A 15,945-nucleotide genomic window follows, 5' to 3' on the forward strand; every position below is an offset into this window, starting at 1 on the left:
AAGGTTCGTCGGCGGCGGTGCAGACTGGTGGCCATGACGGCGACGGAGTTCGGGCAGGCGGTGCGCCGCTGGCGCGACCGTGTCCCGCCCGAGGCCGCCGGGATGCCGGCGGGCGGGCACCGGCGTGCGCCCGGGCTGCGCCGTGAGGAGCTGGCCCTGCTGGCGGGGATCTCCGTCGACTACGTCACACGTCTCGAACAGGGCCGCGCCGCCAACCCGTCGGGGCAGGTGGTCGAGGCCCTGGCCAGGGCACTCCGGCTGTCGGGGACCGAACGCGCACACCTGTTCCGGCTCGCCGGGCTGGCCCCGCCGGGCCCCGAAGCGGTGCCCGCGTACATCCCGCCGAGCGTCCAGCGGATGCTGGACCGGCTGGCCGGGACGCCCGTCGCGGTGTACGACGCGTCCTGGACGCTGCTCCTGGCCAACCCGCCGTACGCGGCGCTGATGGGCGATCCGTCCGGCTGGCGGGGCCACCAGCGCAACGGCGTGTGGCGGAACTTCCTCGGCCCAGCCGGCCGGGTCCAGCACACGCCGGAGGGCCGCCGTGAGTTCGAGGCCGCGCTGGCCGCCGACCTGCGCGCGGCCGCCGGCCGCTACCCGGCCGACCAGCGCCTACGGCGGCTCGTCGCCGACCTGCGCGCGAACAGCGACCGGTTCGCCGAGCTCTGGGAGTCCGGCGCCGTCGGCCACCACGAGTCCGCGCGCAAGACCGTCGATCACCCGCGGGTGGGCCCCCTGACGCTGGACTGCGACGTGCTCACCGTGGCGGGCAGCGACCTGCGCATCATGATCTACACGGCCGAGCCCGGCACCGAAGACGCCGAACGCCTCGCCCTGCTCACCGTCCTCGGCACCCAGGCACTCGTCGAGTAGCCGCCCACCCGGCGGCGCGCCATCGGACCGGTCTCCGGGGCCGGGGTCGGCAGGTCCCCGGCCGGTCGTACGAGGGCCAGAGTCGGCAGCTCGTCGCGGTCGGCAGGGTCTTCGCCGGTGGCCGATGCCGGGTCGGCAGATCTCTTCGCCGGTGGCCGGGGCGGCGGCTCTCCGGAATGGGGGCCGGGGCGGCGGGTCAGCGGATCAGTCGGCGGGTGCCGAGGTCGGCGCGGTCGGCGGCGGCCTGGCCGGACAGCCAGCCCTCCCGGTCGGTTCCGGCGGTGATCCGGCGGCCGGTGAGCTTGGGGAACATCGCGTGCATCGCCTCGTCGACGGCCTGGTCCCGGGCCGCGAGGACCGGCAGCAGGTCGGTGCCGGGCATCTCGGCCGCGGCCCGGCGCTCGGCCGCGCCGGTGGCCTCGGCGAGGCGTTCGCCGATACGGGCGGCGTAGGAGGCCAGGAAGGACCGGCGGAAGGCGCGGGTACGGGAGCGCCCGCCGGAGCGCCCCTCGTGCACGAGCGCGGAGTCCGCCTGCACGAGGAGTGAGGTGAACAGCAGCTCGACGGCGTCCAGGTCGGCGGGGAACCCGAGCACGGTCGAGAAGCCGAGGGCCCGGGTCCAGACGGCACGGCACCGGTTGGCCTCGGCGACGGTGCCCAAGAGGGCCGCTTTGGGGGATTCGTACGGCGCGTCGATCGGCAGGCGGCGGCCGACGGGCCCGGCCGCCTGGCCGTCCGCGCGGAACTCACTGGCCTTCGTGGCCAGGAGCGCCTGGTCGATGCGGTGCCGGGCCATCAGCTGCTGGGCCCGCGCCGTCAGCGCCTCCGCCTCCTCGGGGAACTCCGTCGACTCCGCCTTGGCGAGGAGGGCGCGGATCCGGTCCAGCATTCGTCGGTCGGCCCGGTCGGTCGCCGGGTCTCCTGCCCGGCTGGTGGCCCGGTCTCCTGCGCGGCTGGTCGTCTGGTCCTCGGCCCGGCCGGTGGCCCGGTCTCCGGCCTGGTCGCCGCCCGTGGAATGCCGGGCCTCGCCCGGCAGCGGGCCGAGGAACTCCAGGCGGGGGAGGCCGCGCAGCAATGTGATCAGCTGGAGGGCGCAGCGGGTCGCCGTGGCCTCGTCGGCACCGTGGCGGCCCGCCCACGCGGCCAGGTACGCCTCGTCCCGCGCCCACCACACCTCGGCGCCGAGCGCGGCCAGCTGGCCGCGCCACCGGTCGTCGACGGTCGCCGCCGGGTAGGCGCGCATGGCGGCGGCGATCGCGTCGGTCATCATCCGGCCGGCCCGTTTGCCGTGCGTACGGACCGCGTGGCGCACCAGGTCGGCCGGCTGCCAGCCGAGCCGCCAGCCGGCCGTGACGCCGCTGGTCAGCGCGTCGGTCACCAGACGGCTCATCCCCGACTCGCCGGGCCTGGGCCGGTCGGTGTGTCGGTCACCGGGCGGCTCATCCTCGGTTCGCTCGCGCCCGGGCCGGTCGGCGGGATCGGCTCAATCTTCCGGGGGCTCGGCGTAGCGTTGCAGGTAGAGGGGCTCGCCGAGCTTCTCGAGGAGTTCGAGCTCCGTCTCGAGGTAGTCGATGTGCTCCTCTTCGTCCGCCAGGATGTCCTCGAAGATCCGGGCGGAGGTGACGTCGCCGCGCGAGCGCATCAGCTCGATGCCGGGGCGTAGGCGTTCGACGGCCTCCATCTCGATGGCGAGGTCGGACCGGAGCTGTTCCGGCACGGATTGGCCGATGCGCAGCGATCCCAGGCGCTGGTAGTTCGGCAGGCCTTCGAGGAAGAGGATGCGGTCGGTCAGGCGTTCGGCGTGCCGCATCTCGTCGAACGACTCGGCACGGGTGTGGCGGGCGAGCCGCGTGAATCCCCAGTTGTCCTGCATCTTGGCGTGCAGGAAGTACTGGTTGATCGCCGTGAGCTCGGCCGTGAGCTGCTCGTTGAGCAGACCGATGATGTCCCTGTCACCGTCCATGCCAACCCATCGTGGCACGGCGATGGGCTCGAGGAGCCGACCGACCCGCGGTCGAGGCACCATGGATGCGGCACGGGAGCCGGCCGGTTCGCCGTCGAGCCGCCGCGCGACAGCCCGCGACTAGCCTGACGGTCAACCACCAAGCCGTCGCGAATTGCGGTGCGTGATCAGGCGGCTGCGGCGGTGACCGCGTCGACGCGTTCGGCGAAGTGCTCTTCGATCAGGTCGCGGATGCGGCCCACACAGGATCCGCAGCCGGGGCGCATGTCGCAGGCGGTGCGGACCTCCTTGGCCGAGCAGGCTCCGGCCCTCACATGGCCGCGCACGTCATCGTCCGTGACGGCGTGGCAGACACATGCGTACATGCAGGGAGAGCCTCTCGCTTGATCCATTAGGTAAGGCTCTCCTAAGTTAACGCAGTGTGCGCGGAGCTGGCAATGTGGGCGGCGACACACCGTCGGTTTCCAGTGCAAACCGGTATGTAATTCCGCGTGTGAGACGATCACGGCAGGGAAGCTCAACCCATGTGATACGCGTATGGCCGGGTGATCCCTACCCGCTTGGGGCTCACTACGACGGCGCAGGCACGAACTTCGCACTGTTCTCCGAAACGGCCACACGAGTCGAGCTCTGTCTGTTCGACGACGAAGGGCGTGAGACCCGCCTCGACCTCCCTGAGACGTCCGCCTTCGTCTGGCACGGCTACCTCCCCTCCGTCGTCCCCGGGCAGCGGTACGGCTACCGGGTGCACGGCCCGTACGACCCCCGCCAGGGACTGCGCTGCAACCCCGCCAAGCTGCTCCTCGACCCGTACGCCAAGGCGATCGAGGGCGAGGTCGGCTGGGACGAGTCGGTCTTCTCCTACCGGTTCGGCGACCCGTTCTCCAGCAACGACGACGACAGCGCCCCGCACATGCCGAAGTCCGTGGTGATCAATCCGTACTTCGACTGGATGACCGACCGGCACCCCCGCACGCCGTACCACGAGACGATCATCTACGAGGCGCACGTCAAAGGCCTGACGAAGCTGCATCCGGAGATCCCCGAGGCACAGCGCGGCACGTACCTGGGCCTGGCCCACCCGGCGGTGATCGACTACCTCCGGGAGCTGGGCGTCACGGCGGTCGAGCTGATGCCGGTGCACCAGTTCGTCCACGACGAGGTCCTGCTGAAGCGAGGCCTGCGGAACTACTGGGGTTACAACACGATCGGCTTCTTCGCCCCGCACAACGGGTATTCCTCCACAGGGCAGCTCGGCGAACAGGTGCAGGAGTTCAAGCTGATGGTGCGGACCCTGCACGAGGCGGGGATCGAGGTGATCCTCGACGTGGTCTACAACCACACCGCCGAGGGCAACCACCTGGGCCCCACCCTCGGCTTCCGGGGCATCGACAACGCCCACTACTACCGGCTCGTCGACGGCGCGCCGGAGTACTACATGGACACGACCGGCACGGGCAACAGCGTCAACGTCCATCAGCCGCACGCCCTGCAGCTGATCATGGATTCGCTGCGGTACTGGGTGACCGAGATGCACGTGGACGGGTTCCGGTTCGACCTGGCGTCGGCGCTGGCGCGGGAGTTCCACGACGTGGACCGGCTGTCGGCGTTCTTCGACCTGGTCCAGCAGGATCCGATCGTGTCGCAGACGAAGCTGATCGCCGAGCCGTGGGACGTCGGCCAGGGCGGCTACCAGGTCGGCAACTTCCCGGCCCTCTGGACCGAGTGGAACGGGAAGTACCGCGACACCATGCGCGACTACTGGCGCGGGGCGGACGGCCGGCTCCCGGAGTTCGGCGGCCGGTTCACCGGCTCCAGCGACCTGTACGCGGACGACGGGCGGCATCCGATCGCCTCGGTCAACTTCGTGACCTGCCACGACGGGTTCACGCTGCACGATCTCGTCTCGTACGACGGCAAGCACAACGAGGCGAACGGCGAGAACAACCGCGACGGCGCCGACGACAACCGCTCGTGGAACCACGGCGTCGAGGGCGAGACCGACGACCCGGACATCATCGGCCTGCGCGAGCGCCAGAAGCGGAACATGCTGACCGCCCTGCTGCTGTCCCAGGGCGTGCCGATGCTCTCCCACGGCGACGAGGCCTGCCGCACCCAGCGCGGCAACAACAACGCCTACTGCCAGGACAACGAGATCTCCTGGATGACCTGGTCCGACTCGCCGGAACAGGACATCCTGCGGGCGTTCGTACGGCGGGTGACCGAGCTCCGCCGCGAGCACGCGGTGTTCCGGCGCCGCCGCTTCCCGACCGGCGACGGCGACATCCTCTGGTACACCACCAACGGCAGGCCGATGACCGACGCCGACTGGCAGACCCCGTACGCCAAGGCGATCACGGTCTTCCTCGACGGCGACCGCATCGCCGAGCCGGACCGGCGTGGCGAGCCGATCCGCGACGACTCATTCCTGCTGCTGTTCAACGCCGCCGACCTCGACCTGAACTTCGTGCTCCCCGACACCGGCGGGGGGATGTGGACCGGCGTGCTGGACACGGCGGCCCCGATCGAGGTGTGGGACGACCATGACCGGCCGGTGGTCAGCACGGGCGAGAAGGTGCTGGTCGAGGGCCGTTCGATCCAGGTGCTGCGTCGTGTCTAGGCGCCCGACCGCGACGTACCGGCTGCAGCTGCGCCGCGAGTTCGGCTTCGCCGAGGCCGGGGAGCTCGCCGGCTACCTGGCGGCGCTCGGCGTCTCGCACGTGTACCTGTCGCCGATCCTGCAGGCCGTCCCCGGCTCCGCCCACGGCTACGACGTCATCGACCACGCGCGGATCTCCGACGACCTCGGCGGTGAGGAGGGCTTCCGGGCGATGGCGGCCCGGATGCGCGCGCACGGCCTGTCGATCATCGTGGACATCGTGCCGAATCACATGGCGATCCCCGCGCCGGAGAGCCTCAACCGGGCGTTCTTCGACGTCCTGCGGCAGGGGCCGGACTCCCCGTACGCCCGGTGGTTCGACGTCGACTGGTCCGAGGGTGTCATCGTGGTGCCGGTGCTCGGCTCGCCGGACGACGAGCCCCGGCCGGACGGCGACGTGCTGCGCTATCACGACCACGTTTTCCCGCGCGAGGGCCGCTACCGCGCGACCCACTGGCGCGAGCCGGACCTGAACTACCGCCGCTTCTTCGACATCTCCACCCTGATCGGGCTGCGGGTGGAGGACCCGGAGGTCTTCGACGCGACCCACGCCGTGATCCTGCGGCTGGTCGACGAGGGACTGATCGACGGCCTGCGGATCGACCACCCCGACGGGCTCGCGGACCCGCGCGGCTACCTGCGGCGGCTCGACCGGCCCCGCGGCTGGGTGGTCGCCGAGAAGATCCTCGTCGGCGAGGAGACGCTTCCCGCCGACTGGCCGTGCGCGGGCACCACCGGGTACGACGCGCTCGGCATGGTCGGCGGGCTGTTCGTCGACCCGGCCGGGGAGAAACCGCTCACCGAGGCGTACACCGCGCTGACCGGCGGCCCCGCCGACTTCACGGAGGTCGAGCGCACGGCCCGGCGGTTCGCCGCCGACCGGATCCTGGTGCCGGAGGTGCGCCGCCTGACCGCGCTGCTGACCCGGATCCTGCCGGACGAGGACCCCGGCGCGCTGCGGGAGGTCCTGGTCGAGCTGCTCGTCGCGATGCCGGTGTACCGCGCGTACATCGTGCCCGGCCAGGAGCCCCCGGCGCAGGCCCTGGAGATCGTCGCCCAGGCCGCGGCCGAGGCCCGCGCCGTGCTCCCGGACGGTGACCTCCTCGACAAGGTCATCCCCCTCGTCCTGGGGCTCGGCGGCCGTGACGCGGTCCGGGACGAGTTCGTCGTACGGTTCCAGCAGACGTCCGCGCCGATGACCGCCAAGGGCGTCGAGGACACCGCCTTCTACCGCTGGTCCCGGCTGGCCGCGCTGAACGAGGTGGGCGGCGACCCGACGCGGTTCGCCGTCTCGCCGGAGGAGTTCCACGCCTACTGCGCGCGGATCGCCGCCGACCGGCCCCGCACGCTCACGACGCTGTCGACGCACGACACCAAGCGGCAGGAGGACGTACGGGCGCGGCTGGCCGTCCTGTCGGAGCTGCCGGACGAGTGGGTCGCCGCCGTGGGCCGCTGGTGGTCACGGGCGCCGGAGAGCCCCCTGGAGCCCGACCTGGACTACCTGATGTGGCAGACGATCGTCGGGGCCTGGCCGCTGCCCGCCGACCGGCTCCGGGAGTACCTCACGAAGGCGATGCGCGAGGCCCGGACCCGTACGTCGTGGACGGACCCCGATCCGGCGTACGAGGAGGCGGTCCTGGCCCACGCGGACGCGGTCCTGGCCGACCCGGTGCTCGCCGCGGACGTCACCCGGTTCGCCGACCGGATCGCGCCGTACGCGCGGGTGGGCTCGCTCGGCCAGAAGCTCGTGCAGCTCGCCATGCCGGGTGTGCCCGACGTGTACCAGGGGTGCGAGCTCACCGGCCTGTCCCTCGTCGACCCCGACAACCGGCGGCCGGTCGACTACGCCCGCCGCCGCGAACTACTCGCCGACCTGGACGCCGGCACCACCCCCGCCGACCTGGACGGCGAGAAGCTCCTCATCACCACGCGGATGCTGCGGCTGCGCGAGAGGCACCCGGACTGGTTCGACGGCGGCCACGAGCCGGTGGCGGTGACCGGCCCCGCGGCCGCCCACGCCGTGGCGTTCCGGCGCGGCGGCGCCGTCATGGTCGCGACACGCCTCCCCGCGGCCCTCGAACGGCGCGGGGGCTGGGGCGGAACCCACCTCGACCTGCCCGGAGGCCCCTGGCACGACGTCCTCACCGACCAGTCGTACCCCTCCGGCCTGGAGCTGAGCGGGCTGCTCCTCCTGCTTCCGGTCGCCGTGCTCATCGAGGCTCCGTGACGTACGAGGTGTGGGCCCCGGCCGCCGAGAACGTCGAGGTGGAGACCGGCGGGACCCGGCACGCCATGACGCCCGCCGGGCGGCCCGGCTGGTGGACGGCACGCATCGACGCGGGCCCCGAGGGACAGGACTACGGCTTCGTGCTGGACGGCGATGGACCGTTCCCGGACCCGCGCTCGCCCTGGCAGCCGAACGGCGTGCTCGGACTCAGCCGCACGTACGACCACGAGCGCTTCACCTGGTCCGACGAGGGATGGCGAGGGCGACCGCTGCCGGGCAGCGTGCTGTACGAACTGCACGTCGGCACCTTCACCCCCGAGGGCACGTTCGACGCGGCCATCGAGCGTCTCGACCACCTCGTCGACCTCGGCGTCGACGCCGTCGAGCTGCTGCCCGTGGCCGCCTTCCCCGGACGGCACGGCTGGGGCTACGACGGCGTCCACCTGTGGGCGGTGCACGACCCGTACGGCGGCCCGGACGGGCTGAAACGCCTCGTGGACGCCTGCCACCGCCGTGGCCTGGCCGTCGTCCTCGACGTCGTCTACAACCACCTCGGCCCGAGCGGGAACCATCTCGGGAGGTTCGGCCCGTACTTCACCGACGCCTACGCGACGCCCTGGGGCCCGGCCGTCAACGTCGACCAGGCCGGCTCGGACGAGGTCCGCGCGTTCATCGTCGGCAACGCGCTGATGTGGCTGCGCGACTTCCACGTCGACGGGCTGCGGCTCGACGCCGTGCACGCCATCCGGGACCAGCGCGCCGTCCACATCCTGGAGGAACTGGCCGGGGCGGTGTCCCGGCTCGCCGCCGAGACGGGCCGGGAGATGTTCCTCGTCGCCGAGTCCGACCTGAACGACCCGCGCCTGGTCACCTCGCGCGAGGCGGGCGGGTACGGCCTCGACGCGCAGTGGAGCGACGACTTCCACCACGCCCTGCACACGCTGCTCACCGGCGAGCGGCAGGGCTACTACGCCGACTTCGGCACCCCGAAGGCGCTGCCCAAGACGCTGACCAAGGTCTTCTTCCACGACGGGACGTGGTCGTCGTTCCGGGGCCGCACGCACGGGCGGCCCGTCGACACGCTCCGCGTGCCCGGCCACCGCTTCCTCGGCTTCCTGCAGAACCACGACCAGATCGGCAACCGCGCCACCGGCGACCGGATCTCGGCGAGCCTGTCCCCGGGCCTGCTCAAGGTCGGGGCGGGCCTGCTGCTCACCGCGCCGTTCACGCCGATGCTGTTCATGGGCGAGGAGTGGGGCGCCCGCACCCCGTGGCGGTTCTTCAGCGACCATCAGGAGCCCGAGCTCGCGCGGGCCGTCAGCGAGGGGCGGCGGCGGGAGTTCGCCGACCACGGCTGGGCGGCGGGCGACGTCCCCGACCCCCAGGACCCGGAGACCTACCGCGGCTCCGTCCTCGACTGGTCCGAGCCGGACGAGCCACGCCACCGGGAACTGCTCGACTGGTACCGCGCGCTGATCGCGCTGCGCCGCGCCCGGCCGGAGCTCACCGATCCCCGCCTGACCGAGGTCGCGGTGGAGTACGGTGCGTCGTGGCTCATCGTCCACCGTGGTTCGCTCCGGATCGCGGCCAATCTGGGCGCGGACCCGCTGCCGTTGCCGGACGGCGACGTGCTCCTCGCCTCCTTCACCGAGGCGGGCGAGGGCCGCCTCCCGGGCGAGTCCATCGCCGTCCTGCGAACGCCCGGTCGGGGCCTGCTGTGATCTCCTTACCGATTGCTCTTGGCGAGCAGGACCAAGCCGATGATCACCCGGATGCCCCCGAAGAGCATCGGTCCCCAGGCGACGATATAGACCCCGCCGCTCCCAGAGGCGTTCGAGTACGTGAGCACGGTGATGAGCAACCCGATCACGAAGAACACCGCGCCGATGCCGATGGTCCGGGTGGCCCTGCGGCGCTCCCGGTCATCGACCCCCTGATAAGGCGCGCCTTGGAAAGGCGGGTTCTGCTGGTACGGCCCGTTCTGGGGCGGAGCCTGGTACGGCTGCGGCGCGCTCGGATAGGACGCGTTCGGGTACTGCGGGTTCGGGTACTGGGGGTTCTGCTGGTAGGGACCCTGATCGGGCGCATTCGGATACGGCGGCTGGAAGCCGCCACCGTGCTGTGGAGCGCCCTGGTATGGGGCGGCGGGCGGAGTCTGAGGGTGATTCGGCGAGGGCGGCACGGCGCCTGGATATTGCTCTGTCATCTTTTCCGCTCACTGGATGCGGCAGGGCTGATCCTGATCAGGACGCCCGCCACCGTAGTCGAGCGACCGTCGCCGCTACGTGCTGTTTGACCGAGAAGACCGGATGTAGACGTGCTGTTCGCCTAGAACGGCCCGGACGAGGGTCAATGTCCCGTGCGCAGGAGCCGACGGGCGGTGTCCTCCGCCAGGCCCCGTACGAGGGCGGTGGCGCGGTCGTCCGGGCGGGTGTGGGTGCGCGCCGACACGTCGACCAGGGCGTTGGAGATCCGGAACTTCACGTGCACGTCGTACACGACGATGCGGGAGAACAGGACCTGGAACGTCATCGTGTCGACGCGGGCGTACCCGCCGTCGCCCACGTGGACCGGCGTGGCCGGTCTCCCGCCGTTCCGGGCGGCGTCGGCCCACACGGCCAGGGCCCGTTCGGCCCGCGTACCGCCCGACGTATGGCGCTCGGCGACCTTGGTCTCGGCGCCGATCCGCACCGTGCGGAAGGGGTTGTCGCGGCCGGCCGGCACGCTGCTCCACTTGCACTCCGAGGAGACGTCGCCGCTGCCGAACCCCAGGAGCGTTCTCGGACGTGAGTCCCCCGGCTCCCGGGCGCCGTTCCGCACCAGCGCCGCCAGCGAGGCCTCCGGCGGCAGGAGGCGGCACGCGTCGACCCGGGAGAACCGGCCGTCGGGCGTGAACAGCCCGAGATACCAGGCGGCGGCGATGCCGCACGCCGCTGCGGTCGCCACGGATACCAGGACGATGGCCGGTCCGCGCCCGTGACGGCGGGGAAGCGGAGGGTGAGGGGACATGACCGGAAGAATGGCACGCCTGGGGGGATTTCGCCGGGAAAGGCGTCCTAGGAGGCTCTACTGTGCGCCGGGACGGGTGTGCCCTCGTCCTGCGGGTGGAAGGTGCGGCGGTAGGCCATCGGTGACACGCCGATCGCCGCGTGCAGGTGCTGGCGCAGCGAGACGGCGGTGCCGAAGCCGGCCCGGTGGGCGACCTGGTCGACCGGCAGGTCGGTGGCCTCCAGCAGGTGCCGCGCCAGCTCGACGCGCTGGCGGGCGATCCAGCGGCCGGGGCTCATGCCGACCTCCTCGTGGAACCGGCGGGTCAGCGTGCGCACGCTCATCCCGGCTTGCGCGGCCAGCTCGTGCAGCGCGATCGGCCGGTCGAGGTGCTCCAGCGCCCACGCGCGGGCCGGGGCGGTGCCCTCGTCGTGCGGCTCGGGGACCGGGCGCTCGATGTACTGCGCCTGGCCTCCGTCCCGCCACGGCGGGACGATTACGAGGCGGGCCACCTGGTTGGCGACCTCACTGCCATGGTCGCGGCGCACGACGTGCAGGCACAGGTCGATCCCCGCGGCCGCCCCCGCGGAGGTCAGCACGTCGCCGTCGTCCACGAACAGCACCTCCGGGTCGACCCGCACGCCGGGGAAGAGCCGCTGGAGCCGGCTCGCCTCGTTCCAGTGGGTGGTCGCGGGCCGGTCGTCGAGGAGACCGGCCGCCGCGAGCACGAACGAGCCCGTGCAGATCGACATCAGGCGGGTGCCCGGCCGGATCAGCGCCAGCGCCGACGCCAGGTCCTCGGAGAGCCGCTCGGTCGGCTGACACGAGCCGAACGGCGGGAAGACCACCGTGTCCGCCATGGCCAGGGCGGTCGCGTCGTGCTCGACGGCGATCGAGAAGTCGGCGGCCGTGCGCACGGGCCGGCCGTCCACCGTGGCCGTGACCACCTCGTACAGCGGCTCGTCGGCCGGCCCGACGGCGGCCCCGAAGATGCGCCCGGGGATGCCCAGCTCGAACGGGACGACGCCGTCGAGGGCCAGGACGACGACGCGGTGCGGAGACGTCATGGCCAGATCCTTTCACAGGATGACCATCCTGCCACTCCCCGGCGGGGACGCGCTGCCGCAGTCTTGGGCCGAACGGAATCGAGGAGGAACCATGACAACGATGCGCGCGATCGTCCAGGACGAGGCCGGCGGCCCGGAGGTGCTGCGGCTCGCCGAGATCGAACGGCCTGAACCCGGACCGGTCGAGATCCTCGTGCGAGTGCACGCCGCCGGGGTCAACCCGACCGACTGGAAGACCCGGCAGCGGGGCCACTCGTGGTACGGGCCGGCGCTGTCCAGGCTCGGCTTCGACGTGTCCGGCGTGGTCGAGGCGGTCGGCCCCGGCGTGACGCTGTACCAGCCGGGCGACGAGGTGTTCGGCATGCCGCGCTTCCCGCACCCCGCGGGCGCGTACGCCGAGTACGTCACGGCGCCGCCACGGCACTTCGCCCGCAAGCCGGCGTCGACCACCTCCAGGCCGCGGCGCTGCCGCTGGCCGCGCTGACCGCCTGGCAGGGCCTCCTCGACACCGCGGAGCTGCGTTCCGGGCAGCGGGTGCTGGTGCACGCCGCCGCAGGCGGAGTCGGGCACCTCGCGGTGCAGATCGCCAAGCTCAGAGGCGCGTACGTGATCGGCACCGCCAGAAAGGCCAAGCACGACTTCGTGCGCGGTCTGGGCGCCGACGAGGTCATCGACTACACCGAGGTCGACTTCGCCGAGGTGGTCCGCGACGCCGACGTCGTCCTCGACGCCATCGGCGGCGACTACGGCCCCCGCTCCCTGCGCACCCTCCGCGACGGCGGCGCCCTCGTCTCGCTGCTCTCGCCCGTCGGCGACGACGTCCTGTCCGCGGCGGCGAAACGCGACATCAAGGCGGGCTGGACGCTCGTCGAGCCCGACTACGCCGCGATGAAGGAGATCGCCGCCCTCGCCGAGGCGGGCCGGCTGCGCGCGGAGATCGACTCGGTGTTCGCGCTGGAGGAGGTCGCCAAGGCGCACGAGCGCGGCGAGACCGGCCGCACCACCGGCAAGATCGTCCTGACGGTCTGAGCCCGGCTCATCGGACTGGGGCGTGTCTGACAGCGGATCTGTCAGACACGCCCTAGCAGGCGGGCGACGGCGTGGCGGGCGCGTGCGGGGGCCGCCGGGTCGCGGTGCAGCTGGACGGCCTGGCCCGCGGCGAGCGCGATGCCGCCCAGCTCGAAGACCAGCTGATCGACGTCGGTGTCCGCGGGCAGGTCACCGGCGTCGACCGCCGTCCGCAGCTCGGCGGCCACGTAGTCGGACCAGAGGGACAGGGCGGCGAGCACGGCGTCCCGTACGGGGCCGGGACGCCCGTCGAACTCGGTGGCGACCGACGTGATGAAACAGCCGCCGTGCCCGTCGTCCGCCATGTAGGCGATCCACTCCCCGAAGGCGCGGGCCAGCCGGTCGATCCCGGGATCGGCCCCCGCCACGCGCGTCGGGACCCGGTCGCGGAACTTCTCGATCGCGGCGTCGAGCGTCGCGAGCTGGAGCGCCTCCTTGGTGCCGAAATGGCCGATCACTCCGGCCTTGCTCATTCCGAGTTCGGTGGCGAGCCGGCCGATGGTGACGCCTTCCAGCCCCTCGGCGGAGGCCAGCGTCAGGGCGCTCTCGATGATCCGGGTCCGGGTGGCGGCCGTCTCGACGGCGGACTTGCGCGGGCTCACGACCTCAGCTTAACCTACCGATCGTTCGCTAAAAACATACGATCGTTCGGTAGCTAAAGGGGCGTCATGAAGATCCATCACCTCAACTGCGGATCGATGCGCGAGATCGACCCCGCCGACGCGGCGGACCACCGCCTGGAACCCGCGCGGGCCCTGAACCACTGCCTGCTCGTCGAGACCGACGCCGCGGGACTCGTCCTGGTCGAGACCGGATTCGGCACGCCCGACGTCGACCGCCCGGAGGAGACCCTCGGCCGGACCTTCCTGGACCGGACCCAGGCGCTGCTCGACCCGGAGGAGACCGCCGTACGGCGGATCCGGCGGCTCGGCCACTCGCCAGACGACGTGCGCCACATCGTGCTGACCCACCTCGACCTCGACCACACCGGCGGGCTGCCGGACTTCCCACAGGCCACCGTCCACGTGCACGACGCGGAGTACCGGGCCGCCATGGCCGCGACCAGCGCGCACCCCGAGCACACCCTGCGCTACCGGCCCGCGCACTGGGCGCACCGCCCGCACTGGAGGACCTACGAGTCGCGGAAGGGAGAGTCATGGTTCGGGTTCGACGCCGTCGAACTCGACGGCCTGCCCCCGGAGATCCTGCTGATCCCGCTCGCTGGCCACACCGAGGGACACTGCGCCGTGGCCGTACGGGACGGCGACCGATGGCTCCTGCACGCCGGCGACGCCTTCTACCACCACGGCCAGATCGAGCCGGACGACCGCTGGTCCATGCCCCTGTGGGAGGCGCTGGAGGAGATCACGGAGGTCGAGCGGCCGCTCCGCGTCGCCAACCAGGCCCGGCTCCGCGAGCTCCTGCGCGACCACGGCGACGAGGTCGACGTCTTCTCGGCCCACGACCCCTGGGCGTTCGCGCGTCTCGCCCCGGCGGGCTGATCGTTCAGCGCAGTACGGCCACCAGGGCGTCGATGTCGTCGCGTGCCTGGTGGGCGCGGATCGGATCGATGTAGTCGCGTGATTCGACGATCTCGCCGTTCCGGACGCGCATGACGAAGACGCAGGGCACCTTGGTCGCCGAACCGTCCGGCATCGGGAACTCGTAGGCGAACTCGGCGACGATCACCTCGGGATCCGCGGTCTCGTGGACGACGACGTCGACGACCCGCCGCTCGGGAACCGACCACGGCTGGTTCCGACGTTTGAAGTTACTACGATCTCGTACTATCCGAAATCATAGTACCGGTTGTTCGGCCGCCGAGGCGGCCGGCGACGGCTCCTCGACGACCGGCGCGGGTAGCCCGAGCGTGAGGCGGCGCACGTCGGGGACGGCGAGCACGAGCACGCACGCGGTCACGACCAGCGCGGCCGTTCCGGCCAGGGCGGCCGACGTGCCGACCGCGGCGCCGAGCGGTCCGGCCACGGCCAGGCCGACCGGGGTCAGGCCGAGCGAGGTGAGCCAGTCGTAGGCCATCACCCGCGACAGGGCGCGCGCCGGGATGTACTGCTGAACGGCGGTCAGCCAGAGGGAGTTCATGAACGTCAGGCCGCCGAACGCCAGTCCGGCGGCCACGGCGACGAGCGGTGCGGGCGCGCGGGCGGCGAGGAGAGCCAGCGGAAGGCCGAAGACGGCGAGCAGCAGGTTGCACGCGGTGAGCGGGCGGCGCGGCCGTACCCGGAGCGCGATCACGGCTCCGATCACGGCGCCGAGCGCACCACCCTGGGTGATGACGCCCCAGGCGACCTGGCCGCCGAGCCACCGTACGGCGACGAGCGGCCCGAGCGTCAGGTAGCAGGAGCTCGCGAGGTTCCAGACGGCGTGAACGATGAGGTTGGTCCAGTACCAGCGGTGGCGTCGCATCTCGGTCCAGCCGCCGGCCAGTTCCGTCCAGAAGCCCTCCCGGGGCGTGCCCTCATGGCGACGCACGCGGAGCAGCGCGAGCGTTCCGACGCTGACCGCGAACGTCGCCGCGTCGAGCAGGAAGGCCCAGCCCGCACCGGCCGTGATCACCATGGTGGTGGCGATCGTCGGCCCGAGCACCCGGCCCGCCTGCCGGGAGAGCTGGGTGAGCGCGTTCGCCTGCTGCAGGTGGTCCTCCTCGACGGTGGCGGGGATCAGCCCGTCGGCGGCGGGCATGAAGAACGCCGACGCCGCACCGGACAGCGCCGAGAGCGCGATCAGGTGGCCGAGGTGGACGACGCCGGCCAGCAGCTCGAGCCCGATCGTGAGCTGGACGAACAGGTTGACGACGTCCGCGGTGAGCATCACGAGGTGCCGTGGCAGGCGGTCGGCCCAGACCCCGCCGGCCAGCATGAGGAGTAGCCGGGGGACGGCGGCCGCCGCGAGCACCGCCCCGAGGTCGGTGGCCGATCCGGTGGCCTGGATGACGGCGAGGGCGAGCGCCACCGGAGTGATGGCGTCGCCGAGACCGGACAGGGTCTGCCCGGTCCACAGCAGCCGGAACCGGCGGTCCGCGAGAGGGGTGAACATGCCGGGAAGATTACTGCGAGATCGTACTATCCGAAAACAAATAATC

14 protein-coding genes and 1 pseudogene are annotated in these 15,945 nt (G+C 72.1%); 6 read left to right on the top strand and 9 right to left on the bottom strand.

Going from position 1 to position 15,945, the window contains the following annotated elements; genetic code table 11:
- The first annotated feature begins 33 nt into the window (after positions 1–33).
- Positions 34–873 (top strand): helix-turn-helix transcriptional regulator, encoded by an 840-nt coding sequence (locus ACYVF7_RS08235; RefSeq protein WP_460337253.1) that lies wholly within the window; start codon positions 34–36, stop codon positions 871–873.
- Positions 874–1,069: 196 nt separating this feature from the next.
- On the opposite strand, the gene ACYVF7_RS08240 is transcribed toward ACYVF7_RS08235, so the two are convergent.
- The 3 genes from ACYVF7_RS08240 to ACYVF7_RS08250 form a co-directional block, all read right to left on the bottom strand.
- Entirely contained in the window at positions 1,070–2,263 is a 1,194-nt protein-coding gene (locus ACYVF7_RS08240; RefSeq protein WP_460337256.1) for a DUF2786 domain-containing protein, read from the bottom strand.
- Positions 2,264–2,356: 93 nt separating this feature from the next.
- Positions 2,357–2,836: a bacterioferritin gene (bfr, locus tag ACYVF7_RS08245; RefSeq protein ID WP_360893166.1), complete on the bottom strand. Its 480-nt coding sequence runs from the start codon at positions 2,834–2,836 to the stop codon at positions 2,357–2,359.
- A gap of 167 nt (positions 2,837–3,003) precedes the next feature.
- A complete protein-coding gene (locus ACYVF7_RS08250) occupies positions 3,004–3,201 on the bottom strand; it encodes a (2Fe-2S)-binding protein (protein WP_460337259.1) in 198 nt (65 codons plus the stop codon).
- A 161-nt stretch (positions 3,202–3,362) separates the two neighbouring features.
- On the opposite strand from ACYVF7_RS08250, the gene glgX reads away from it, so the two are divergent.
- The 3 genes from glgX to treZ are packed head-to-tail and all read left to right on the top strand — an operon-like array spanning position 3,363 to position 9,443.
- Positions 3,363–5,456, top strand: coding sequence for a glycogen debranching protein GlgX (gene glgX / locus ACYVF7_RS08255; RefSeq protein WP_460337262.1), 2,094 nt, complete (start codon positions 3,363–3,365; stop codon positions 5,454–5,456).
- Positions 5,449–7,722 (top strand): malto-oligosyltrehalose synthase, encoded by a 2,274-nt coding sequence (gene treY / locus ACYVF7_RS08260; RefSeq protein WP_460337265.1) that lies wholly within the window; start codon positions 5,449–5,451, stop codon positions 7,720–7,722. Before glgX ends, treY begins: the two co-directional genes overlap by 8 nt.
- Positions 7,719–9,443: a malto-oligosyltrehalose trehalohydrolase gene (gene treZ, locus ACYVF7_RS08265; RefSeq protein WP_460337268.1), complete on the top strand. Its 1,725-nt coding sequence runs from the start codon at positions 7,719–7,721 to the stop codon at positions 9,441–9,443. The genes treY and treZ overlap by 4 nt, the downstream gene beginning before the upstream one ends.
- A 5-nt stretch (positions 9,444–9,448) precedes the next feature.
- Here the strand turns inward: treZ and ACYVF7_RS08270 are convergent, their stop codons facing one another.
- The 3 genes from ACYVF7_RS08270 to ACYVF7_RS08280 form a co-directional block, all read right to left on the bottom strand.
- Entirely contained in the window at positions 9,449–9,928 is a 480-nt protein-coding gene (locus ACYVF7_RS08270) for a hypothetical protein (RefSeq protein WP_460337271.1), read from the bottom strand.
- A 143-nt stretch (positions 9,929–10,071) separates the two neighbouring features.
- On the bottom strand, positions 10,072–10,731 hold the full coding sequence (locus tag ACYVF7_RS08275) for a hypothetical protein (protein WP_460337273.1): 660 nt from the start codon (positions 10,729–10,731) through the stop codon (positions 10,072–10,074).
- Positions 10,732–10,778: 47 nt separating this feature from the next.
- Entirely contained in the window at positions 10,779–11,777 is a 999-nt protein-coding gene (locus ACYVF7_RS08280; RefSeq protein ID WP_460337276.1) for a GlxA family transcriptional regulator, read from the bottom strand.
- A 100-nt stretch (positions 11,778–11,877) separates the two neighbouring features.
- Here ACYVF7_RS08280 and ACYVF7_RS08285 point away from each other — a divergent pair.
- Positions 11,878–12,806, top strand: a pseudogene (locus ACYVF7_RS08285) (NADP-dependent oxidoreductase).
- A 41-nt stretch (positions 12,807–12,847) separates the two neighbouring features.
- Here ACYVF7_RS08285 and ACYVF7_RS08290 read toward each other — a convergent pair.
- Complete coding sequence (locus ACYVF7_RS08290; protein WP_460337279.1) at positions 12,848–13,447, bottom strand: TetR/AcrR family transcriptional regulator; 600 nt, start codon at positions 13,445–13,447, stop codon at positions 12,848–12,850.
- Between the two features lie 66 nt (positions 13,448–13,513).
- Here ACYVF7_RS08290 and ACYVF7_RS08295 point away from each other — a divergent pair, with 66 nt between their 5' ends.
- Complete coding sequence (locus ACYVF7_RS08295; protein WP_460337281.1) at positions 13,514–14,347, top strand: MBL fold metallo-hydrolase; 834 nt, start codon at positions 13,514–13,516, stop codon at positions 14,345–14,347.
- Positions 14,348–14,351: 4 nt separating this feature from the next.
- Here the strand turns inward: ACYVF7_RS08295 and ACYVF7_RS08300 are convergent, their stop codons facing one another.
- Both ACYVF7_RS08300 and ACYVF7_RS08305 read right to left on the bottom strand, forming a co-directional pair.
- The gene (locus tag ACYVF7_RS08300) at positions 14,352–14,534 is read right to left on the bottom strand and encodes a nuclear transport factor 2-like protein (RefSeq protein ID WP_460337284.1); all 183 of its coding nucleotides are present in this window, start codon (positions 14,532–14,534) and stop codon (positions 14,352–14,354) included.
- 108 nt (positions 14,535–14,642) lie between these two features.
- Positions 14,643–15,899: an MFS transporter gene (locus ACYVF7_RS08305; RefSeq protein ID WP_460337287.1), complete on the bottom strand. Its 1,257-nt coding sequence runs from the start codon at positions 15,897–15,899 to the stop codon at positions 14,643–14,645.
- Positions 15,900–15,945 lie beyond the last annotated feature (46 nt).

Source organism: Actinoallomurus acanthiterrae (assembly GCF_054775715.1).

Coding starts and splice junctions, on each gene's coding strand:
- ACYVF7_RS08270 (WP_460337271.1), bottom strand. CDS start 9,928: ATGACAGAGCAATATCCAGGCGCCGTGCCGCCCTCGCCGAATCACCCT.
- ACYVF7_RS08250 (WP_460337259.1), bottom strand. CDS start 3,201: ATGTACGCATGTGTCTGCCACGCCGTCACGGACGATGACGTGCGCGGC.
- bfr (WP_360893166.1), bottom strand. CDS start 2,836: ATGGACGGTGACAGGGACATCATCGGTCTGCTCAACGAGCAGCTCACG.
- ACYVF7_RS08240 (WP_460337256.1), bottom strand. CDS start 2,263: ATGAGCCGTCTGGTGACCGACGCGCTGACCAGCGGCGTCACGGCCGGC.
- ACYVF7_RS08295 (WP_460337281.1), top strand. CDS start 13,514: ATGAAGATCCATCACCTCAACTGCGGATCGATGCGCGAGATCGACCCC.
- ACYVF7_RS08235 (WP_460337253.1), top strand. CDS start 34: ATGACGGCGACGGAGTTCGGGCAGGCGGTGCGCCGCTGGCGCGACCGT.
- ACYVF7_RS08280 (WP_460337276.1), bottom strand. CDS start 11,777: ATGACGTCTCCGCACCGCGTCGTCGTCCTGGCCCTCGACGGCGTCGTC.
- ACYVF7_RS08305 (WP_460337287.1), bottom strand. CDS start 15,899: ATGTTCACCCCTCTCGCGGACCGCCGGTTCCGGCTGCTGTGGACCGGG.
- ACYVF7_RS08275 (WP_460337273.1), bottom strand. CDS start 10,731: ATGTCCCCTCACCCTCCGCTTCCCCGCCGTCACGGGCGCGGACCGGCC.